The organism is Pseudomonas sp. AC016 (assembly GCF_979253365.1).
The window spans coordinates 70,503-92,501 of the sequence record NZ_CEEDCC010000001.1 but is presented as its reverse complement, the minus strand read 5'-3'; the positions used below and the strand labels follow the sequence as shown (position 1 = coordinate 92,501).

Annotated in this window: 19 protein-coding genes; 9 read left to right on the top strand and 10 right to left on the bottom strand. The window is 57.5% G+C overall.

The genetic code is table 11. The features are described from left to right. The first annotated feature begins 1,533 nt into the window (after positions 1–1,533). A complete protein-coding gene (locus AC0IXS_RS00405; protein ID WP_471823383.1) occupies positions 1,534–1,839 on the top strand; it encodes a hypothetical protein in 306 nt (101 codons plus the stop codon). A 7-nt stretch (positions 1,840–1,846) separates the two neighbouring features. Here AC0IXS_RS00405 and AC0IXS_RS00400 read toward each other — a convergent pair whose 3' ends face one another. Further along, on the bottom strand, positions 1,847–2,251 hold the full coding sequence (locus AC0IXS_RS00400; RefSeq protein WP_122416976.1) for a DUF2251 domain-containing protein: 405 nt from the start codon (positions 2,249–2,251) through the stop codon (positions 1,847–1,849). 224 nt (positions 2,252–2,475) lie between these two features. After that, positions 2,476–3,351 (bottom strand): LysR family transcriptional regulator, encoded by an 876-nt coding sequence (locus tag AC0IXS_RS00395; RefSeq protein ID WP_057408263.1) that lies wholly within the window; start codon positions 3,349–3,351, stop codon positions 2,476–2,478. 132 nt (positions 3,352–3,483) lie between these two features. Here AC0IXS_RS00395 and AC0IXS_RS00390 point away from each other — a divergent pair, with 132 nt between their 5' ends. After that, positions 3,484–4,353 carry an NmrA/HSCARG family protein gene (locus AC0IXS_RS00390; protein ID WP_471823381.1) on the top strand — a complete coding sequence of 290 codons (870 nt, stop codon included), beginning with the start codon at positions 3,484–3,486 and terminating at the stop codon, positions 4,351–4,353. A 49-nt stretch (positions 4,354–4,402) separates the two neighbouring features. Here the strand turns inward: AC0IXS_RS00390 and AC0IXS_RS00385 are convergent, their stop codons facing one another. After that, positions 4,403–5,452 (bottom strand): LacI family DNA-binding transcriptional regulator, encoded by a 1,050-nt coding sequence (locus tag AC0IXS_RS00385; protein ID WP_137202105.1) that lies wholly within the window; start codon positions 5,450–5,452, stop codon positions 4,403–4,405. A gap of 145 nt (positions 5,453–5,597) precedes the next feature. Here AC0IXS_RS00385 and AC0IXS_RS00380 point away from each other — a divergent pair, with 145 nt between their 5' ends. The 3 genes from AC0IXS_RS00380 to AC0IXS_RS00370 are packed head-to-tail and all read left to right on the top strand — an operon-like array spanning position 5,598 to position 8,682. Next, positions 5,598–6,515 carry a TIM barrel protein gene (locus AC0IXS_RS00380; protein WP_471823378.1) on the top strand — a complete coding sequence of 306 codons (918 nt, stop codon included), beginning with the start codon at positions 5,598–5,600 and terminating at the stop codon, positions 6,513–6,515. 13 nt (positions 6,516–6,528) lie between these two features. Further along, on the top strand, positions 6,529–7,698 hold the full coding sequence (locus AC0IXS_RS00375) for a Gfo/Idh/MocA family protein (RefSeq protein WP_471823376.1): 1,170 nt from the start codon (positions 6,529–6,531) through the stop codon (positions 7,696–7,698). Positions 7,699–7,758: 60 nt separating this feature from the next. Continuing rightward, positions 7,759–8,682, top strand: a complete 924-nt coding sequence (locus AC0IXS_RS00370) for a sugar phosphate isomerase/epimerase family protein (RefSeq protein WP_057408258.1) — start codon at positions 7,759–7,761, stop codon at positions 8,680–8,682. Between the two features lie 121 nt (positions 8,683–8,803). Here AC0IXS_RS00370 and AC0IXS_RS00365 read toward each other — a convergent pair whose 3' ends face one another. The 6 genes from AC0IXS_RS00365 to AC0IXS_RS00340 form a co-directional block, all read right to left on the bottom strand. Further along, a complete protein-coding gene (locus tag AC0IXS_RS00365; RefSeq protein WP_191954888.1) occupies positions 8,804–9,823 on the bottom strand; it encodes a hypothetical protein in 1,020 nt (339 codons plus the stop codon). A gap of 415 nt (positions 9,824–10,238) precedes the next feature. Then, entirely contained in the window at positions 10,239–11,846 is a 1,608-nt protein-coding gene (locus AC0IXS_RS00360) for a hybrid sensor histidine kinase/response regulator (protein WP_029242606.1), read from the bottom strand. Positions 11,847–11,979: 133 nt separating this feature from the next. Continuing rightward, positions 11,980–13,734: an ABC transporter ATP-binding protein gene (locus AC0IXS_RS00355; RefSeq protein WP_122690243.1), complete on the bottom strand. Its 1,755-nt coding sequence runs from the start codon at positions 13,732–13,734 to the stop codon at positions 11,980–11,982. Positions 13,735–13,737: 3 nt separating this feature from the next. Beyond that, complete coding sequence (locus AC0IXS_RS00350) at positions 13,738–14,883, bottom strand: family 1 glycosylhydrolase (RefSeq protein ID WP_137202109.1); 1,146 nt, start codon at positions 14,881–14,883, stop codon at positions 13,738–13,740. A 2-nt stretch (positions 14,884–14,885) separates the two neighbouring features. After that, positions 14,886–16,082: a UDP-galactopyranose mutase gene (glf, locus tag AC0IXS_RS00345; RefSeq protein ID WP_122690241.1), complete on the bottom strand. Its 1,197-nt coding sequence runs from the start codon at positions 16,080–16,082 to the stop codon at positions 14,886–14,888. Beyond that, the gene (locus AC0IXS_RS00340; RefSeq protein WP_122690240.1) at positions 16,070–17,227 is read right to left on the bottom strand and encodes a glycosyltransferase family 1 protein; all 1,158 of its coding nucleotides are present in this window, start codon (positions 17,225–17,227) and stop codon (positions 16,070–16,072) included. The genes glf and AC0IXS_RS00340 overlap by 13 nt, the downstream gene beginning before the upstream one ends. 410 nt (positions 17,228–17,637) lie before the next feature. Between AC0IXS_RS00340 and galE the strand changes: the two genes are divergently transcribed. The 4 genes from galE to AC0IXS_RS00320 all read left to right on the top strand — a co-directional run bounded on the left by galE (position 17,638) and on the right by AC0IXS_RS00320 (position 21,404). Further along, positions 17,638–18,666, top strand: coding sequence for a UDP-glucose 4-epimerase GalE (gene galE, locus AC0IXS_RS00335; RefSeq protein WP_471823372.1), 1,029 nt, complete (start codon positions 17,638–17,640; stop codon positions 18,664–18,666). A 103-nt stretch (positions 18,667–18,769) separates the two neighbouring features. Next, complete coding sequence (locus AC0IXS_RS00330) at positions 18,770–19,285, top strand: ferritin-like domain-containing protein (RefSeq protein ID WP_043303621.1); 516 nt, start codon at positions 18,770–18,772, stop codon at positions 19,283–19,285. A gap of 95 nt (positions 19,286–19,380) precedes the next feature. Next, positions 19,381–20,235: an SRPBCC family protein gene (locus AC0IXS_RS00325; protein WP_471823370.1), complete on the top strand. Its 855-nt coding sequence runs from the start codon at positions 19,381–19,383 to the stop codon at positions 20,233–20,235. Beyond that, positions 20,235–21,404, top strand: coding sequence for a zinc-dependent alcohol dehydrogenase (locus AC0IXS_RS00320; RefSeq protein ID WP_004882339.1), 1,170 nt, complete (start codon positions 20,235–20,237; stop codon positions 21,402–21,404). The genes AC0IXS_RS00325 and AC0IXS_RS00320 overlap by 1 nt, the downstream gene beginning before the upstream one ends. Before the next feature lie 27 nt (positions 21,405–21,431). Here the strand turns inward: AC0IXS_RS00320 and AC0IXS_RS00315 are convergent, their stop codons facing one another. Further along, positions 21,432–21,998, bottom strand: coding sequence for a cupin domain-containing protein (locus AC0IXS_RS00315; protein WP_057408246.1), 567 nt, complete (start codon positions 21,996–21,998; stop codon positions 21,432–21,434). Between the last annotated feature and the right edge of the window lies 1 nt (position 21,999).

The window sequence follows — 21,999 nt, the reverse complement described above, 5'->3', positions numbered from 1 at the left end:
TTCCGTGGCAAGGTTTTCCGCTTAGAATCGGTACTTGGCAATTGTTGGGTTACTCGTGTTTGCAGCCGAGAGCCTAACGGAGTGACTCGCAAGTTCGCACAATAAATGGCGGGTGATTTTTACTGCTAGGCAAGGTGCTGCGACGAGTCATGGCAGGGCTATGGCGAGAAGTGGCAACGCCGCATGGCGGTAAAAAGCTTCGTCAGAATTGTGCAGCCAACTTTTGATTCACCATACTAGGATCTGTAGAAAAGTCGGCGCGCGAAGCATCATCGATGCGCAGCCACTTTGGCCACGCAAGGCAAAAACAAGCGAGGCAGCGGAGTTGACTGGCTGTCAACGAGCATTCCTAGCCTTTTTTTAACGCCGCAATACCGAGCTCAGCCACTTTTCGTACAAAGCCTAGTCGAGCGTATCTGCCGCTGGCACTACAAGCCTCGCTGGTGGTTGACTGAATTCAGGTTGACTCTCTCTACCTGCCTGGAAAGAACTGCTTCGGAATGTACGCCGCATCGTTGCAGTGAATTGCGTGGAAATACTCGGATGGTTTTTCCGTTTAAATCTTTAAATGGAAATGCCCTTTGGAATGTCCACTCATTTCGTTGAGTTCGGTAGATCGGGCTGTTTGCGTAGGGTTTACGGGGGGTTAATGGATTTTGGTGGAGAAAAGCGAATGGAATGTCCACTCAATATTTTGAACAATTGCGAACGTCAGTGCATATGGCCGTGATCCTGCTCCATGCCTTTGACTGTGTCATTTAGAATCACTTGGCGCCGCCTTGTGGGTGTTAGGTGGCGCCCGCGACGCCTTATATATGCGCGCCGGCCAGGTATTACAAGGCTTTGAAGGGGCTCACTTCACGTTGGGCCCTTTGTGTACGTGACAGGCGAAGGACTTAGCAGATCTGGAGTACTTGGCTTGAAACGAGAGCTGGTAAGCGCTTAATTGCAGGGAATGTCCACTTATTAACCCTCAGATTTGGCGAGCTGGAATTTCCATTTAATTCTCATGAAATTGCTGGAACCCTTGTCCTGCGGGGCTTACAGGGCAGCCGCACGTTCGCGACTTAGAATCTCAGTCCACTAATTTCTCCTTGCTTCAGGGAGCTATTCCATGGGAGGAGACTCTTTAAAAATCTTATAAATCAGCAACTTATAGAATTAAGAGTGAGCAAGTTTTCCACTTATTTCGTTAAAAATCCTGTGAGGGTTGCTTGCCGAGTATGCTCAAGCCCACGGGAATCAAGGGGTTGAGGAGATTGAGGGGTGTTTTCCACTCAAAACGCGACTGGCGCACCTGAAAAGTCTCATATTTTCGTATTCGCAAGGGCGGCTCCAGCATCGCCAGTCACAAACAGATACAATTTAACATAATATACATTATGCGGTCCTAGACATTATCCATAACGGCACTGGTACACGCCATTTCAAAAGCCACACCCACCGAGATCATCAAATCCCCCCAATCGACATCAGCGACAAATCCCTCGACAATCCCGCACGCTCTTAACACGCACCATTCAAGGATGAATCATGAACCGCACCCTGACGTTCGTTCTCGCCTGCATCAGTCTGCCTGCCTGGTCAGCCAGTCCGAATGCCTTCGAGGCCGCGCCACTCAGCAAGCACATCCAAACCCTCGGCAATGCATTCGCCTGTGAAGTTACTGCCGGAATGCCTGGCGCAAGAAAGTCACCTCAGTGCCGCAACCAAAACAATCCAGCGCTCACGAACTCCAGAGACCTCAATAAAACCGCGGACAGAAAAACACTGCGCGAATGCATGAAGCCTGACAACCTGATCGATGAGGCTGTGCGCGCATGCATGAAGGGTCTTTAACCCGTAATCACGCAAACAGCTGCAGCGCGGCGTCGTCCCATTCATGTCCGGCAACTGACCAACCGTTATCCGCTGGTGGCGGGAATCCGGTGCGGCAATAGCCTTGTTTCGCCTGGAAATCGACGATTGCATGGGGATAATCGTTGATCAGCAGGACTGCTTTGCCGTGATCCAGAGACCAGCCAATCTTGATATTCGAGGGCTTTGCACGGTCAGTAACGTCTGCCACGTTGTAAATGTGCAGTGCGTCCTGGATGGGATTGTCGGTTGAGCCAGTGTCGAGTGCATAGCAATAGCCGGTGTCCCCGTCATCTTCGAATACCATGACGAAGGTGCCTTCCTGCGCTGGGGCCTCGACCACCAGGGCCTGTCCCACATTCAATTCGTGCTCAGCAGCCAGATAAACAGGCATTTGCGTAATCCTCAGGTGTTTGGACTTACTTGATAGTGACTTCGATATTCTGCCTTTGCATGCAGATCAACCTCAATGCTCCTAAGCTCCATGCGCCGATCAGCCCTTCAGAAACGGGCTGTTTCAGGCTATCCTTTCAAATCTATAATATGCAAATATCTGATAACTCAACTAAAGAGTCATTTAGTTTAGTTATGCAATACGGAGCTCAGAGTCGATCAGCCCTAACCCTCCAATACCAACGAAACATTCGGATATCTGGCGCACATGAAGTCGACGAATGCGCGGACCTTGGGAGCGGCCAGTCGTCTTGATGTATGCAATACCCAAAGCTCAGCTTCTACGTCCGACACTACGCCCCATTGAACCAGCTCTCCTTTGGCCAGGTTATTCCACACGATGGATTGCGGGATCAGAGCCACACCGCCACCGGCTATGGCTGCGTCGCGGATCATGAGAAACGAAGAGAACTTGAGTCTTGGGACAGGTTCCAGTTTCAGCGCCCCGCCGTCCAGAGCCCAAATGGTGGGCTGAAAATTAAAGGCCACGATTGCGGATACCGGGTTGATTGCATCAGATGTCGGCCTTGGTATTTCAGGCGCAGCGACCACGATCAACCGGTCTTTGGCAAAGCACCGCCCTACCAGATTGCTGTCTGGGCGAGGATTGACCCGAATGCACGCGTCGAACTGCTCTTCGACAGGATCAACCACGCGATCCTCGGCGACCACTTCAAGCTCGACCTCTGGATAGGCCGCACAAAAATCGGCACCTATGCGTCCCATCGCGAGCTGCGAGAACAGGATCGGGGCCGCGATGCGTAATCGTCCGCGGGGTATCGACACGCCCTCCTTCGCCGCTGTCATGGCTTCCGTCACCTCGCCCAACGGTCCTTCCGCTCTGTCCAACAGCCTCTGCCCGGCCTCGGTCAGCCTTAGTCCTCGGGCACTGCGCTCGATCAGTCTGACGCCTAGTTGCTCTTCAAGCTCGGCGATTCGGCGCGATAACGTGGCCTTTGATCGACCGCTTGCGCGACTGGCTTTTCCAAGCCCTCCATTGGCAGCAACGAGTGTGAAATCGATCAAGGCATTGAGGTTCATGGCGTTCCATTTTTGAGACGGCGTATCTACATATTGGCGTCTTCGTTTTATACCTGCAACAAAATACCTTTATCTCAACGCAGCGGGATTGCTCGCTGACTTCATCAGGTATTCATTGCGGGAGATTCAACCATGAGCATTCTTGTCATCGGAGCCACAGGCACTGTCGGTTCACTCATTGTCCAACGTCTGGCTGCGGCAGACGTTGAAGTCAAAGCGCTCGTCCGTCAGCCTGGCAAGGCAAGCTTCCCGGCTGGAGTCACCGAGGTCGTCGCGGACTTGACCGATGTGCCTTCGATGCGCGCTGCATTATCTTCGGTGCGAACGCTGTTTCTGCTCAACGCCGTTACGCCAGATGAGGTCACGCAGGCGCTCATCACGCTCAATCTCGCGCAAGAGGCCGGCATCGAACGCATCGTTTACCTTTCGGTCATCCACGCGGACAGGTTCACCAACGTGCCGCACTTCACCGGCAAACATACGGTCGAGCGCATGATCGAGAGCCTCGATATTCCCGCCACCGTTCTGCGTCCGGCTTACTTCATGCAGAACGAAGGCATGGTTCAGCAAACGATTCAGGACCATTCGGTGTACCCGATGCCGATCGGTGATGCGGGCGTTTCGATGATCGACGCACGCGACATCGCCGATATTGCAGTTGCGGAATTGCTGCGACGTGATCGGGCACCCGTTGCGCTGGAGCGCCTGACGCTGGAGCTGGTCGGTCCGCAGGTCCTCACGGGTCCATCAGTGGCAAAAATCTGGAGCGCCGCGCTGGGTCGTGAGGTGGCTTATGGCGGTGACGATGTCGCAGCCTTCGAGGCACAGATGGCTTCCTACATCCCTGCCTGGCTGGCTTACGATCTTCGCCTGATGATGTCGGGTATCCAGAAGTTCGGCATGCAGGCGGCCGACGGAACCGTTGATCGTTTGCAAACCATCATCGGGCGTCCGTTGCATACTTATGAAGACTTCGTTCGTGAGGCCACGGGCAGCATCTGATCCCGACAGATAAAAAGGGGGCAAACGGTGCCTGCCCCCTTCCCTGCGTTCAAACGCTTTCAACGACGTCCGTCTGTAACGACAACAAGACGCGGCCGGGCTTGTTGGTGGCGACGACGGCATCGATCAACATGTCCATGGAGCGCCTGGCGAGCGTTTCCACGGGATGGGACAGCACGGCCTGCACCAGTCCGCTTTGCAGAGCACTGCGGGTAAGGTCCGTCAAATCGTGACATACCACAGTCGGCAAGCGTGCCCGGCGACTGCGCATCTCCTCCAGTGCACTGACCACCCCTTCTATACCGCCTCCCGCCACATAAAGACCAGCCAGATCCGGGCATGCCGTGAGCAGATCCAGCGTGTTGCCGCGGGCGAACTCTTCATCCTCAAGTGTCAGGCGAGACGCCAGTAACTCCCAGTCGCCGGACGATTCAGCCATGTAGCTCTGAAAACTCAGTTCACACAGCTCCTGGCACTGGAACCGTTGACTGCCGACCATCACGGCGACAGGACCGGGACGTGCTGCCAGTCGATCGACGAACCAGCCGGCAACGCGCCCCATGCGGCGGCTGTCCACCCCGACGAAGCCGGCGCCGGCATGGCTTCCCAGCTCCGAAATCATGGCCACCACAGGAACCCCGCTGAGGCGAAGTTCGCAGACGGCGTCCTGCACCTCTTTGTGGTCGGCGGCCACGACACCCAAGGCGTCGACGTCTTTGCCCAGCGCCAGAATACGCTGGGCGACCACGCGCGGGTTCAGGTCGTCCAGATAGCCGATCATCACCCGGACCCGCGCATGTGGGCTGACAGCTGCCGCATCTGCCAGGGCCTGTGCCAGTCCCTGATAGAACGCCACCCCGCTCTTTTGCAACAGAAAACCCAGCTTCACTGTCGGCCGGCTTTGCTGCAGCCGCTGCTCGATGACGCTACGGGCGTGAAAACCGAGACGCTGCGCGGCAGCAGAAATGCGCTGCGCCGTGTCGACCCGGACTGTAGCGCGCAAGTTGAGTACCCGATCAACCGTTGACAGGCTGACCCCGGCTTCCCGGGCGACATCGGCCATCGTGGGCCGGCGTGAGTCGGAATCTTGCTCTGACATGAAATGAAAGTCTCTGACCGATCCATGAGGGGTTTTGACAGTTTTACAGGCTGGACTATAGCAGTGCCGAACAGACCGACCTAGCATCCTGATGCAACCAATCACCCCTCCCTGACAGAACAATAACAACAGCCGGAGTGAGCCAATGGCCATTCATTTATCCACCGCCCCCTGCTGCTGGGGCGTAGATGACGTCAACAATCCCTATCTGCCACCGTGGCGTCAGGTGCTCAGCGAAGCAGCGCAGGCTGGTTATCGGGGCATCGAACTGGGCCCTTATGGCTACCTTCCACTGAATGTCGACGAGCTTGGCGGTGCGCTGGCAGAGAATGGTCTGCACCTGATTGCAGGCACGATCTTCGACAACCTGGTCGACCCGGCAAATCTGCCCTCGCTACTGCAGCAGACTAACGATATCTGCGCGCTTCTTCGGGAGTTGCGACCCGCAGAGCAGCAGGAACCAAACCTCCCCGCGCCCTATCTGGTCATCATTGACTGGGGGCACGAGGTGCGCGATTACGCAGCCGGACACTCCCACCAGGCGCCCCGTCTGAACGCCACCGAATGGTCAGCAATGATGGCGCACATCCGCAAAATCGCAGACGTCGCGAATCGCTACGGAGTGCGGGCCGTGATTCATCCCCACGCCGGAGGCTACATCGAGTTCGCCGACGAGCTGGCGCAAGTGGTGCAGGATATCGCCCCAGATGTCGCCGGATTGTGCCTGGACACCGGGCATCTTTACTACGCGGGCATGGACCCGGCGGCCACCTTGCGCCAGTACGCGTCACGCCTCGATTACCTGCACTTCAAGGACATCGATCCGGTGATGTTCGATCAGGTACTCGGCGAACGCATCACCTTCTTCGCCGCCTGCGCCAAGGGCGTGATGTGCCCTATCGGGCGCGGAGTCATCGACTACCCCGCGCTGCGCACGCTCACTCGCGAACTGGATTACCAGGGCTATATCACGGTCGAGCAGGAACGCGACCCGCGCCAAGTCGGCGGCAGCCTGGCAGATGTTACCGAGAGCCGTACCTACCTGACCCGCTGCGGTTTCTGACAAGGAAAAGATCATGATCAACGGCAGCAAGCGTATTTCCCGCCCTGTTCGATGGGCGATGGTGGGTGGCGGAGCGAACAGCCAGATCGGCTACATCCACCGCTCGGCAGCACTGCGTGACCAGAACTTCGCGCTGATTGCAGGCGCGTTCGATATCGACCCTGAGCGCGGCCGTGCTTTTGGCGAACAATTGGGTGTCGACCCCGAACGCTGTTACCCGGACTACCTGCAGCTTATTGAACAGGAAGCCCGGCGCCCGGACGCTATCGAGGCGATTTCCGTGGCCACACCCAATGGCACTCACTTCAGCATCACCAAAGCGGCACTTGAAGCCGGTTTGCATGTGGTGTGTGAAAAACCGCTGTGTTTCACGCTCGAAGAAGCCGAGACCCTCAGGGAAATATCCCGAGCCAACCGGCGCATCGTCGGCGTGACTTACGGCTATGCGGGCCACCAGTTGATCGAGCAGGCCAGACAGATGATTGCCGCAGGCGAGCTTGGCGAGATTCGCATGGTGCACATGCAGTTCGCCCATGGCTTTCATAGCGCTCCGGTCGAAACGCAAAACCAGGCCACTCAGTGGCGCGTGGACCCACGCACTGCGGGGCCAAGCTATGTATTGGGCGATGTGGGCACCCATCCGTTGTACATCGCCGAAGTCATGTTGCCTGAGCTGAAAATAAAACGGCTGCAGTGCAACCGACAAAGCTTCGTGAAAAGTCGCGCGCCGCTCGAAGACAATGCCTACACCCTGGTGGAGTACGAAGGCGGTGCCATGGGCTGGGTATGGTCCAGTGCCGTCAACGCCGGGTCGATGCACGGCCAGAAGGTTCGGGTGATCGGCTCAAGGGCCAGCCTCGAGTGGTGGGATGAGCGTCCCAACCAGCTCAGCTTCGAAGTGCAAGGCCAGCCCACCCAGATACTGGAGCGCGGCATGGGGTATCTGCATCCAGACGCGCTGCTCGACGATCGTATTGGTGGCGGGCACCCGGAAGGCCTGTTCGAAGCCTGGTCCAACCTTTATTACCGCTTTGCTCTGGCCATGGATGCCACCGCCCGTGGCGATGCAGGGACGCTGCAGGCGTTGCGTTACCCCGACATAAACGCAGGTGTCGAAGGCGTGCGGTGGGTGCAGCGTTGCGTGGAGTCGGCCGATCAGGGTGGGATATGGATTGATTACTGAATTCCAGATCCTGCAAGGCCGGACAGATTTTGCTCAAGGTTCATCCACTGGAGAATGACAATGAAAATAGCCCTGGATCCCTACATGCACCGCCATCTCAGCCTGACCGAGGTATGTCGCAAGGCTGCAGAGATGGGATACGAATACCTGGAACTGTCGCCCCGCGAAGACTTTCTGCCCTGGTGGGTCAGACCCCGTGCGCATAAGGAGCGCATTGCCGAGTTCAAGAAGGCCCTGAAAGACCATGACCTGAAGGTTGCTTCGCTACTGCCCATGTACCGCTGGGCCAGCCCACACGAAGATGAACGGACGACCGCAGTCGACTATTGGAAGCAGGCCATTCAGGTCGCAGTGGAACTGGACTGCGACACCATGAACTCCGAGTTCGGTCGCGGGCCGTCGCCTGAAAGAGGACATAAAAGCAACTGCTGCGGCGGCAGTCATAGCCACGAATCCAGCGAAGCCGCGTGGTGGCGATCCATGGAGGAACTGGTGCCTGAACTTGAAAGGCAGGGAGTCAACCTGAACATCGAGCCGCACCCCGAAGACTGGTGCGAAACATTGCAACCTGCGCTCGACATGCTGAAGAGCATCGGTTCCAGTAACGTCAGGTTTCTATACTGCGCGCCGCATACCTTCTTCTTCGGCGATGACATGGCGAAGATGATTGCCGAAGCAGGCCCGATGATTGCGCATGTGCACGTTGCCGATACCTGGAATCACAAAGCGTCTTCAGGGCTACGCTATATCGTCAATCCACCCGGCGCCAAAGTGACAGTGCATCAGCATATGGACATGTATCAGGGCGAAATTGATTGGGACGTTTTCTTCTCTTCACTGGCCAAGGTCGGTTTTGATGGGATTGTAACGGCGTGCGTATTCGGCTGGGAAGAACGCGCCGATCAGTCCGGGACTTTCATGCGGCGAGAGATTCAGAGTTACGTGGACAAGTATTGGCCAGACACAGCTGTCAATCGAAGCTGACAATATTAAACACACAACCTGTAAACCTCCCTGACTCCGTTAAACAGTCAGGCTTATAAAAGCGCTAAAAAAAGGGGACGATTATCGTCCCCTTCTTTATTCGCTCAACTCAATACGTGTATCAGACCGCAGCAACAACCTTGGCCGGTGGCTGAGTACGACGACCCAGTACACCTGCACCGGCCGCGACCAGACCCGAGATCACCAGGGTGATCAACAGAATCCATGCGCCTTGCGATACGCGCTTGGCAGTCACTTCAGCCGCTTCACGTGCTTTCTGTTCAGCCTGAGCTTTCAGTTCCTGATACTTGGCATAAGCCTGACGATAGCTGGCCTGAGCCTGATCTACGATCTGGTTGGCTTCTGCATCAGTCTTGTTGCCACGCGCCTTGATCAGATTGACCAGTGCCTGACGGTCAGCGGCGTCCCACGCCTGATCACCCTTGGCCTTGATGCGATCCATCAGGCCGCCCAACTGCTCGTCAGCCTGCTGTGGGTTCTGCGCGCTGCGTTTTGCAGTGTTCTGCGCATCCTGCTGGGTCGCCTGAGCTTCCTGCTTGATGGCATCGGGGTTCAGCTCGGCCTTGCCGGTCTGACGCATGGCGGTCTCGATCTCACCTTGGATATCGTCCAGATTGAAGTCGATGCCCTGCTCACGCAGTTGGTCCTGAATCTTGCTACCGACGGCCGGGGCAACCTGAGCGATACCGCTGCCCAGTGCCGACATGCCGCTACCAGCCAGGTTAAGGCCGCCACGTACAACGCCAGTTACAGCGCTGGTTACCAGATAGACAGTGATCAGCGATACGCTCGCCCATACCAGCAGGCCATGGAACGCGCCTTCGCGCTGAGCCAGACGACCCGCTGCCCAGCCGCCGACAAACAGCGAGATGACCGAACTGACAACGACCCATATGCCGGCGCCGGTACCAATACCGGACATCGGATTGGCTTCCTGCATGGGATCGATGCTGGCGGTGCCAATGGCAGTACCCAAAAGATTCAACAACAGGGAAACAACCATGGCCAGTACCACACCGGCCAGAATCGCGCTCCAGGAAATACGTTTGAGCAAAGGTGCCATGGCGTGGGTGTCCTGATAGACAGGTGCGCCTGGGGCGATACGGTCATCGCGAATCATAGTGGTAATCCTTCGAGTCAGTGGCAGAACACGCTAAGTTATTTGGCGTACACTCCAATGACCCAAGGCCCTTTGAATAAGTTTAATGATTTCGACAACTTTTTTTGAAGAGCAAATGCTCTAAGAATATTATTCAAAACGCAACGGAACGGAACGGTTCACCCATGTTCCAACTCGCGCTCTATTTTTCCCGCATCTGAAAACCCGTTAATACGGTGTCATCGCCAGTCATCAGATAACTGTTGTTTCACTGCAAAATACTTATATTAAACAGGTTGTTTATTGGTATTAAACGGTAAGACTCTTCACCGTCCCCTTCAAACCTTTACCTTGAGAACGGGTTAGTTTTCCTGATCAATTGGCATAAAAAAGCCTGACCGAAGTCAGGCTTCTCAATTCACTGGACAATCATCGGTCATGCAATACCATTCGGCCCGTCCAGCACTTGCCTGACTTTTCTGGCCAGATCGTGAGGCATGCAGGGCTTCGACACCACGTCAAACTCCGAGCCGCCGATATCGGTCCGCTCTATCGAGCTCTCGGCGTAGCCGGTGGTGAGCAGCACTTTGATCTTGGGATAACGACGCTTGACCTCACGAGCGAGCATGACCCCATTCATTCCGCCCGGCATGATCAGGTCGGTGAACAGCAGATCGTATGTACTGCCGGACTCGAATTTCTTCAAGGCCTCCCGTGCGTTGAGCACGATATCTGAAGCGTAGCCATAATCATCCAGCACCATCTTGGCCAGTTCGGCAACATCCGGTCGGTCTTCCACAATCAGAATTCGCTCACTGCTGCCCAGTCGCTGCCGCTGCTCCAGCGCCTGAGGCGACTCACTGGCAATGGTCGCTTCGTCAACCGGGAAGTAAAGGCGCAAGGTGGTGCCCACGCCTTCTTCGGTGTAGATACGCGCTGCACCGCCCGACTGTTTGGCGAAGCCGTACACCATGGAGAGGCCCAGACCCGAGCCTTTGCCCTCCTCCTTGGTGGTAAAGAACGGGTCCATCACCCGGTCCCGAATGCTCGACGGCATGCCGATGCCGTTATCTGTCACAGCGATGCTGACGTAGCGTCCCGGCAACAGGCCGTCGTAAGACATGTTGGCCAGTTCATCGACCACCAGATTGCGGGTCTCGATGAATACCTTGGGGTTGGGCCGGCCAATCAGCGCATCCCTGGAGTTGATGAAGATGTTCAGCAGCGCGACTTCTGCCTGAGTCGGGTCGATCCGGCAGTTCTTCAAACCCGGATCAAGATCGGTCTCGATAGTCACTTCTGAACCGAAGGTGCGCTCGATCAACGGCTCGGTACTGGATATCAAACCATTGAGATTGAGCACCCTGCCATGCAGTTTTTGCTTACGTGCAAACGCCAGTAACTGTTTGGTGAGGGTGCTGGCGCGTTCAACAGCCGACTTGGCGTGATGCACGCTGCGCTGAACGCGCGGAATGTCGATGGTCGGCTTTTCGGCCGCCGTGCCGATCAGATCGATGTATCCGCCCATGACCTGCAGCAGATTGTTGAAGTCATGGGCGATGCCGCCAGTCAGTTGACCGAGCGCTTCCATTTTCTGCGCCTGACGAAGCGCTTCCTCGGCATCGCGGCGACGACTGATGTCCAGCTGTGACGCAAAGAAATAGATCAGATCGCCCGCGTCGTTGTACACCGGAGAGATGAACAAAGCGTTCCAGAACGACGAACCGTCCTTGCGATAGTTGAGGATCTCAGTGGAAATATCGTTGCGCTCATGAATCGCATCGCGAATGGTCTGCACCACCGCGCGGTCGGTTTCCGGACCTTGCAGGAACCGACAGTTGGAGCCAATGATTTCTTCGGAGGCGTATCCGGTCATTTCCAGAAACGCCTTGTTGGCAAAGATGATCGGGTTATCTTCACTGTTGGGGTCAGTCACGATCATCGGCATGCGTGTCGTTTCTACCGCTGCGAAAAAGATATCCTTTCCCTTATGGGAGATGTCACCACTCGCCGTATTGTCAACACGGGTCTTGTTTTCCGACACGCCACAACTCCCAGAATAATATCAGCGTGACTGCACGCACTCACCGCTTACGACTTCAATACCCTCGAAAGGGTTCTATGCAGCAATAAAAAAACAGAATTATATGCATATGGATGGGCCGGGAGAACCTGATTCATTCGCCGACGAGTGTCTGAGCGACCCAGAGCGATTCATAGACACCGCCCTGTCTGCGCAGTTGCATAGGCGGTCCATCTTCAATGATTTGCCCGTCGTGCAGCACGATGACCCGGTCGAAATTGGCCACCGTAGATAGCCTATGCGCCACTACCAGCACGGTTCTGCCGTGCATCAGTTTGGCAAGTGCCGCCTGAATCACCGCTTCGGAATGCGAGTCCAGTGCGGACGTCGCTTCGTCAAGAATCAGGATCGGCGCATTCTTGAGAAAGACCCGGGCCAATCCCAGTCTCTGTCGCTGACCGCCTGACAGTTTCACGCCCCGCTCGCCCACTAACGTGTCGTAACCTTCGGGTAGCGCGCGAATGAACTCGTCGCAGTAAGCCTGTCGCGAAGCTTGAATAACGTCTTCGTAACGCGCATCGGGTAACCCGTAGGCGATGTTTTCGTAAATGCTGCGGTTGAACAGCGTGGGTTCCTGCGGAACAACTGCGATCTGTTTCCTGAGACTGTCCTGGCTGACGGCTCTGATATCGCGATCATCAATCAGAATGACGCCACTGCTGACGTCGTCCAGACGTTGCAACAGACTCAGTAACGTCGACTTCCCGGCGCCTGAAGAGCCGACGATCCCGACACGCTGGCCAGCAGGAATATCCAGATTCAAGTGCTCGAATATTCGACGTCCTTCCGGATAGCGGTAAGCCACATCAATAATCCGGATCGCCCCTCGACTCGGTTTCAACTCGGCCTGGGCATCGCTCAACGTGTAGGGCTGGATGATGATGCGCAGCGTATCGGCGATCACACCCAGTTGCTGCGAGGTGTCGACCAGCGCCAGTGCCAGATCTCGAGAGCCGTGCAGGATACGGAAGGTCAGCGCGCTGACCAGTACCACGTCACCGGCGGTCACGGCATCGGCCCGCCACAACAGAATGGCCCACCCCAGCATTCCGCCTGCCATGACCGACAGGCAGATATCGTGCAGCACACGGGCCTTTTCCAGGTAGATCCAGCTGCGCCGCTGTGCACGTGCTTCAATGCCAATCGATGCCTCGAGCCGCTGGCGTTCGCGCTCGCGGGCGGAGAACGCCTTGATGGTCCAGATGTTGGAGACCAGATCCACCATCTCGCCACCAACCCTGGCGGACTGCGCGGCGAAGTCGATGTGTTTCGAGCGACCGCGCACCCCGACCACGGTGATCAATGCAGCGACCAGCAGCACACATAGAATCAGCACGTTCGCCATGGCCACCTTGACCGTGTACAGCACCACTACGGCCCCCAGAAAATCAACGCAGGGTGGAATGATCTTCCAGGCCAGACCACCGTAGATCGAGCCTGCCGCAGCACCGGCCGAGGAGATGCGATTGGCCAATGATCCCGAAAAATGCTGGGCGAAATAGCGCATCGGATGACCGGTAAGGTGATTGAACAGGTCCACCCTCAGGTCGGCGCAACTGGCGACCACGGTGCGACAACCCAGCCAGCCACCCAGCCGCCAGAACAGGTTTTCCACCACAATCAGCCCGAGGAACAGGAAGAACGGAAACCAGACGTGCTCGCTTCTGCGGTCGCCCAGGGTCATGACATCGACCAGCATCTTCATGCCGTACTGCACAGCCACCGCGCAACTGGCCGCGCCTACGATCAGTAAGAACATGGCGCCGAAATGCCAGGGTCGCAGGGACACGTAGCGAATCAAAAAGGGCACGGCACGTTCCGGCAGAGGTGTCGCAGTGCTCGCTCGCATGCTTCATCGGCCTCTGTCGGCATTCAGAGACGATGAATGCAGGGCTTCGAACGCCTCATCCGCTTCACGAATCGCCAGTTGCAACGGATGAAACGCAGCACGTTGACCCTGACCATCGGCGTAGCCCAGCAGACCCGCCGGGCAATACCGTCCGTCATCCCAGCCGGGATAATCCAGGATCGGATACCAGCAGATACCCTCAACCGGCACCCCCGCCTGCAAGGCTTTACTGACCTGATCGGTTACATAACGAAACCAGGGCACACGCTGCTCGTCCTCCGCACCTGTTTCCGATACCAGAATGGGTCTGCCATAGCGTGCGTGCAGCTCACGAAGCATGCCGCTGAACGGCCGGTACTCCGGGTCGCCACGCATCACGCGGCGACCGTTGAATATCCACTGGTTATGCGGATAGAAATTGGCACCCAGCACGTCCAGGTACTCGGGTCGCCCTCCGAGTCCGGGCCACTGGCGTCCGCTCAACAGGTCCCAGGCTTCGAACTGCGCCTGCCGATAGTTTTCAGCCGCCTCGATGTCATCGTTGCGCCCGCTTGACGGCATCACATGAATCAATGGATCGGCCTGCACGAAACGCGCGCCAGGCTCGACGTCGCGCACCGCCTCGATCGCAGCGATACTGGCCCTGATCAGCTGATGTTTGAGTTCCATGCCACGGCGTTCCGCGCCGGGATTGAAATACCCGACATCGCCCCCCGCCCAGCTCCAGAACGAAATCTCGTTGATCGGCGAATAGAACGGCACCACTTCGCCCTCATCCTTGATCACCTGCGCCGCAGCAGCCGCAAAGCGCGCGAAACGCTCCACGAACTGTGGACGCCAGATGTCCATATCATCCGGATAACCGTAATGGCAGAGGTCCCAGATCACCTGGGTGCCCTGAGCACGAGCCGCCCGCAGCATCGGCAGGAAACTGCTCCAGTCATAGACACCGGGGCGCGTCTCGATCAGGTGCCAGCGCAGCCCACTGCGCACCGTGCGCATGGAGCAGTTCGCCATCGCCGCGAAGTCCTCGCCTGGCCAGCGGGCGTGTCCAGTGGAATGCAGCAGGTCCAGGCGTTTGCCATCGCGTCGCCGGTGAGTCGAACACTCGAATCCGCCCACGAAAAAACTCTTGAACAGACCTGGCATGCTCAATTCCCCGCGGGCTGTTCGTTGCACACCGGCGGTTTCAGTTCTGATGCAGCAGGTGCATGTACTTCGGCAAGACGCTGATACAAGGCCAGCGCCTGACCTACGACCTGATCCATGTTGTAGTACTTGTAAGTGCCCAGGCGCCCAAGAAAAGTGACATCGTCGGACTGATCGGCCAGGGCCTTGTAGCGTTTGTACAGTTCGTTGTTCTCCTGACGGGGTATCGGGTAGTACGGATCGCCCTCGGCAGTCGGAAATTCATAGGTCACGCTGGTTTTCGGATGCTGCTGCCCTGTCAGGTGCTTGTACTCAGTGATACGGGTGTACGGGACTTCTTCATCCGGGTAATTGACCACCGCGACGGGCTGGAACCGAGTCTGATCAACCGTTTTGTGTTCGAAGCGCAATGAGCGATAGGGAAGCCGTCCATAACAGTGGCCGAAATACTCATCGATGGGACCGCAATACACCAGATGCCGATAGGACAATGCCTCACGCACCTTGGCAAAATCGACGCCCAGCACAATATCGATCCGTTCGTGATCCAGCATGCGCTCGAACATTTTCGTATAGCCGTGCAGCGGCATCTTCTGAAAGCTGTCGCCGAAATAGCGGCTGTCGGTCGTGGTGCGGGTCGGCACCCTGGACGTCACCGACTTGTCCAGTTGCGACGGGTCCAGGCCCCACTGTTTGCGCGTGTAACCCCTGAAAAACTTCTCGTACAGCTCTCGTCCGATCTGATTGATCACCACATCCTCGGAGGTCCTGATCATCTCCACCGGCTCGGCACGTTCGGCCAGGAACACCTCGGCCTGCTGCTCGTCCATCTGCAGGCCATACAGCGTATTCAACGTATCCAGATTGATGGGGATCGGCACCAGTTTGCCGTCGACCCGCGCCAGAACCCGGTGTTCGTAGCTGTGCCACTCGGTGAACTGCGACAGGTAGTCGACAATGCGTTCGGCATTGGTGTGAAAGATGTGCGGCCCGTAGCGATGCACCAGCACGCCCGCGCTGTCGAGATGGTCGTATGCGTTGCCTGCGATATGGGAACGACGATCAATCAACAGCACGCGCTTGCCAAGCCCAGCGGCCAGTCTTTCAGCCAGCACGCTGCCGGCAAAACCGGCACCGACAATCAGAAAATCGTAGGGCTGTGAAGCGTTGATGGCTGACTCGAGCGTTATTTCAGGCATTGGATCTGCTCCTTCATGGCTGCACAGGTCTTGTCCCAGGACTTGTCCGCAAGCACGGCGTCAGCAAGCTCGTAGAATTCGCTGGACTTGCCCCTCCCTAGCGCACGCTCAATGGCATCGCAAAACTGCGCAGCGTCAGCAGCGATGGTCACCACACCACTGTCTCCGTAGGTACTGACCACATCGGTGATCGGTGTCGACACCACCGGGCAGCCGCCCGCCAGGTATTCCGGAGTTTTGGTCGGGCTGATGAAGCGCGTGGACTCGTTGATCGCAAAGGGCATCAACGCCACGTCCCAGCCGGACAGGTAAGCTGGCAGGTCATCATAGGATTTGCCGCCCAGGTAATGAATGTTCGGCAACTGCGGCAGGCTGCCCGGATCAATCTTGACCACAGGGCCAATCAACACGATTTGCCAGTCAGGCCGGGCGCTGGCTACCTGACGAATCAGCTCGATGTCGAATCGCTCGTCGATGACGCCAAAGAACCCCAGGCGTGGGCCTGGAATGTCCTGTTGATCAGGCGGATCGCTCAACCCCCGTCTGGCCGTCGCAAAGTGCTCGATGTCCACACTGCTGGGCATGGAATGGACGTTGCTGTGCCGTTCCTTCTTGGCCTCCCAGAGGCTGTGGCCACCTGTGAAAACCACATCCGCACGCTCCAGCAAATCCTGTTCCATGTCGATCAGTTCAGGCGGCGCGCCCTTGAATGCAGACAGTTCGTCCATGCAGTCGTAAATGATCGCCTGCGGCCAGAGATGATCGGTGAACGCCAGGCTCATGGGTGTGAAGTACCACAGGAGCAGTTCGTTTGATGGATGCTGCTCAAGCCAGTGATCCAGCAACTGACGTTGCGCGAGAACCACCTGATCAGGCGGCAGATCACGAGGCAGATGAGGCACCAGCACGGTTACGCCTGAAGGCTGCGGCAAGGCTTCCAGGCGGCTATCGGGGGAATCGGCGAAGACCGGCTCCTCGAAAAAAAGCACGTCATAGTCGCGGGCCATCCGAGACATGATGTGTTGAGGACGCTGGTAGACAAAACCCCACCTCAGGTGAGAGAGACAGAGCAGAACGGGGCGTGTATCTGGCTTGGATTGCGATGCGGTCGACAGGTCTGAATGAATCGCTTCTGCACGGTTCATGAAGTTTCCCTTCTTATGAAAAAAAGTGCCCGGACGAATCTGAAGGGCGCCTCTGAGGGCTGAACTTCGACTGCATTCATTAATGAACTCAAGGCGGCCATGAGCGTTGAACCCCTTACAGGCTCTGCTGATGCCCGCCCTTACTGAGGGTATTGAGAGCGTTCCGGCCCGCCCGTTCAGTTCTCCCGATGAAGTGCACACACCACTGGGAAAAGTTCGTTGAACTCATGCGCGGGGAAATTTCCCTAGTCATAAGCGAATGCTTTTTTGGTACCTGCAGTACGTCACTGGTCTGTTGGGTCGATGGGTCCTGATTTTCGCTCGCAAACACTCCGTATTCCTGATCCATGAGGGACGGAGTCGTCAGCCTGCCTCTCCCCGAGGCCGCGAAAACCAAAGGAAGGACAACCATGATCCTAGTGACCGGTGGTGCGGGATACATTGGCGCTCATATCGTGCTGGCGCTGCTTGAGCACGGCAACGAGGTGCTGGTGCTGGACAACCTGTGCAACAGCTCGCGAGAAATGCTTGATCGGGTGGCAAACATCACCGGAAGACATTTCGACTTCATTCCTGGAGACGTTCGCAGCAAGGCCACTCTGCATGCCCTGTTTGCCGAATACCCCATAGAAGCGGTCGTGCACTGTGCGGGCCTCAAGGCCGTGGGCGAAAGTGTGCGTGAGCCACTGCGCTATTTCGAGACCAATGTCAGTGGCAGCGTCAATCTCTGCCAGGCGATGGCCGAGGCCGGCGTCTTCAACCTGCTGTTCAGCTCATCGGCCACGGTCTATGGCGAAGCCGACCGCATGCCGCTGGACGAAACCTGCGCGCTGGGCCTGCCGACCAATCCCTACGGCCATTCCAAACTCATGGCCGAACACGTGATGAAGAGCGCCGCCGGTTCGGACCCGCGCTGGGCCATTGGCCTGTTGCGCTACTTCAATCCAATTGGCGCGCATCCATCCGGAATGCTGGGTGAATCTCCACGCAACACACCCAATAACCTGCTGCCATTCCTGCTGCAGGTCGCCAATCGGCAGCGCCCTGCCCTGCATGTATTCGGCAATGATTACCCGACACCTGATGGCACCGGCGTACGGGATTACCTGCATGTGATGGATCTGGCCGAGGGCCATTTGCAAGCATTGGCCCGCATAGGCACCCAGCGCGGCGTGTCCATCTGGAATCTGGGCACCGGTCGAGGGTATTCGGTGCTCGAAGTGGTGAAGACCTTCGAGCGAATCTCGGGCGTCAAGGTGCCCCTCGTCTTCGAGCCTCGGCGCGCAGGCGACGTGGCCGCGTGCTGGTCGGATCCGGGCAAGGCGCAGCGTGAATTGAACTGGCAGGCCCGACATGACCTTGAAGCCATGCTGACCGATGCCTGGCGCTGGCAATGCATGAACCCGCAGGGCCTGGAACTCGAGGTGTTGGTCGGCTGATGCCTGTTTCAGGGCCATTCGTCACCCTGCCGGGCAAACCTCGGAACCGGTTCAACGCAGCATTTTTCTACTTTTTACCACTCACTCAGAAAAGGTACGCACCATGAGCACGACGACAAAACAGGACAACCTTATCGATTGGCTGCGCGATGCACACGCCATGGAGCAACAGGCGGAAAAAATGCTGACGGCCCAGGCGGAGAGACTTGAGCATTATCCGGTACTCAAAAAACGGATCGAACAGCACATCGAAGAAACACGGGGTCAACAGCAGAAGGTCGAGGCATGCCTCACGCGTCTGGACAGCAGCCCTTCGACAATAAAGGACATTGGCGGAAAGCTGATGGCAGTCGGTCAGGGACTGGGTGGCATGTTGATGTCCGATGAAGTCGTCAAAGGCGCGATGAGCGGTTATGTGTTCGAGAACATTGAAATCGCTACGTACACCGTACTCATCGAGGCCGCGGAGGCTGCGGGCGAACCTCAGATCCGCAAGGATTGCGAACAGATCCTGAAGCAGGAAGTCGCCATGGCGGACTGGCTGCGCGAGCACTTGCCTGAAATCACCAGAGCGTTCCTGAATCGCTCGGAATCGCCGAACGTCGAGGCAAAGCGCTGATAACGATACCCTAAAGACCAGACAGTGGTCGGGCGCGTATCACTGCAGTTGCCGCTCGACGATCCCGCTGTCATTGATTCGACGAGGAGTGACTCATGAATCAACTACCACTGGTTGCAGCCAGGTCCACCATCTGGCGCGTCAACCATCCCGAGCTGAAAACAACCGAACGCGCCCTGTCCATCACTGCCGGCAGCCTGTTGCTGTTCACCGCCCTGCGCCGCGGCGGTGTCGTCGGCTTGCTGGGAGCGGCCGCTGGCGCTTACTGCGTGTTTCGCGGCGCCACCGGGCGTTGCGCGATAAAGCGCAGCCTGGCCCCGACCCCGTTTGAACATCAGTTTCAGAACGCTCACGGCTGGAAGGCCAGTGAAGCCGTTTCCCGCAGTGTCACCATCGGCAAGCCCCTCAGCGAAGTACGCGATTTTCTGGAGCAACCGCAGAACATTGGTCCGCTGATTCCATGGGTCGACAGCATCGAAGCCGTTGACGCAGATACCAGTCGATGGACCGTGCGCGGCCCGCTGGGTCGCAAGCTGAGCTGGACCGTGCAACGACAGCCTTCGAACATCCACGACAGCCTTCACTGGCGTACCCGGCCCGAAGGCAAATGGCAGCACGATATCTCGGCATACCTCAAACCCGCACCAGGCAACCGCGGCACCGAGCTGAAGGTCGTTGCCGTCTGCGAGCCCGGCGCAGGAAGCCTGGGTCATGCACTGGCCAAGGCCATCAGTACGTTCAGCGACAAGGCGCTGCTCAATCTGTTGAGCAATCTCAAGCAGCATCTGGAGACCGGTGAAGTGAGCACCAATCAGATGCGGGCCAGCGAAGTGCGTGACTTCCTGTTCCTGCACGGCCAGACAACCGACACCCCCGAGCCTGCGCATGAACAGCCCGAGGTAGCGGCCCTGCCGCGTCCGCAACCGCTGCTGGAAAGGGGGAATGCCTGATGCGCGCGCTGACCTGGCAAGCCCCCAACAAACTGCAAGTCGATACGGTCCCCGATCCTGCGATCCTCAACCCCCGTGACGCGATCATTCGCGTGACACTGTCTTCGGTCTGCGGCTCTGACCTGCACCTGCTGGGCGGTTACGTCCCGGCAATGAAACCGGGCGATATCATTGGCCATGAATTTCTCGGCGAAGTGGTCGAGACCGGTTCGGCGGTGAAAACCGTCAAGAAAGGCGACAGGGTCATCACCATTTCAATTATCGGTTGCGGGCAGTGCGAGCCCTGCAAACGCAGTGACTTCTCCTGCTGCGACAACTCGAACCCCAACCCCTCGACCACTGACATCGCTTACGGCCAGCCCTGCTGCGGCATCATCGGCTACAGCCATGCCTTCGGTGGGTACGCAGGCAGCCACGCCACTTACATTCGCGTGCCCTTTGCCGACGTGAATCTGTTCACGGTGCCGGACGGGGTGAACGACGATCAGGCGCTGTTCGTTTCCGATGCTGCACCCACGGGCTACTTCGCAGCAGATAACGCCGACATCGAGCCCGGCGATATCGTCGCGGTCTGGGGCTGCGGTGGCGTCGGTCTGATGGCGATACGCAGCGCGTTTCTGTTGGGCGCCGAGCAGGTGATCGCCATTGACCGGTATCCGGACCGATTACGTCTGGCGCAACAGAAGGTCGGCGCAACGGTGATCAACTACGAAACCACCAATGTGCACGAAGCGCTGCTGGAGTTGACCGGGGGTCGAGGCCCTGATCGCTGTATCGACTGCGTTGGCATGGAAGCCCATGGCACGGAAATCGATTACGCCTACGACAAGGCCAAGCAGATGCTGCGCCTGCACACGGAACGCGGCACCGTGCTGCGCCAGGCCATACGCGCCTGTCGCAAGGGCGGCACGGTGTCAGTGGTCGGCGTTTATGGTGGGCTGCTGGACAAGTTTCCAATGGGCGCCATCGTCAACAAGGCACTGACCTTGCGTTCCGGCCAACAGCCGGGCCAGCGCTATGCCCCGACCCTGTTCAACCATATCCGCAATGGCGAGCTGGATCCTTCGTTCCTGTTGACCCATCGCATGAGTCTGGAAGATTCGCCGAAGGGCTACGCCATGTTCAAGGAAAAGACCGATCACTGCCTGCGGGCAGTCTTCGAACCCTGACCACCAGTTGCATCAGTCACGACGGGGTCAGCCCCCGTCGTGCTCGTCATCGATCCAGGTATCGATCAGCGATCCGCCCTGCCCTGTGACCGGATCGGTAAGCGGCGTCGGCACCTTGGCGATGCGAGCGACCGCCTGATCATGCACCGAAGGATCGACGCGTTGAATGTCATAGTCTTCCTGGCCTCGCGGATAGGCACCGACTACCAGAAAGTCTTCACTCTGCTCAAGGCGACAGTGACCGGTTCCGGCTGGAAGAACAAGCACATCGCCGGCCTTGACCCTGTGATCGCTGCCATGTTCACCACCCAGCCGCAGTGTGGCGTGCCCGCTGGCGACGCCCAGCACCTCATGGGCCGTGGAGTGGTAATGGTGGTAGTCGAATACGCCGTCCCGCCAGAGAGGCGACCATTCGTTGCTTTCGAACAGGCGCTCGAAAGCCGCCGCCACATCCATGTCCGGGTTAATCGCCAGTTCATAAACGAGCACCGGAAACCGGCTGTTGGGCGTGGCGCCGTCGTCTTCGAAGAACAGGACATGCGGCACCAGCAGTGAAAGCTCCTGGTACGCAAACTCCTCATTCAAGCTGTTCATG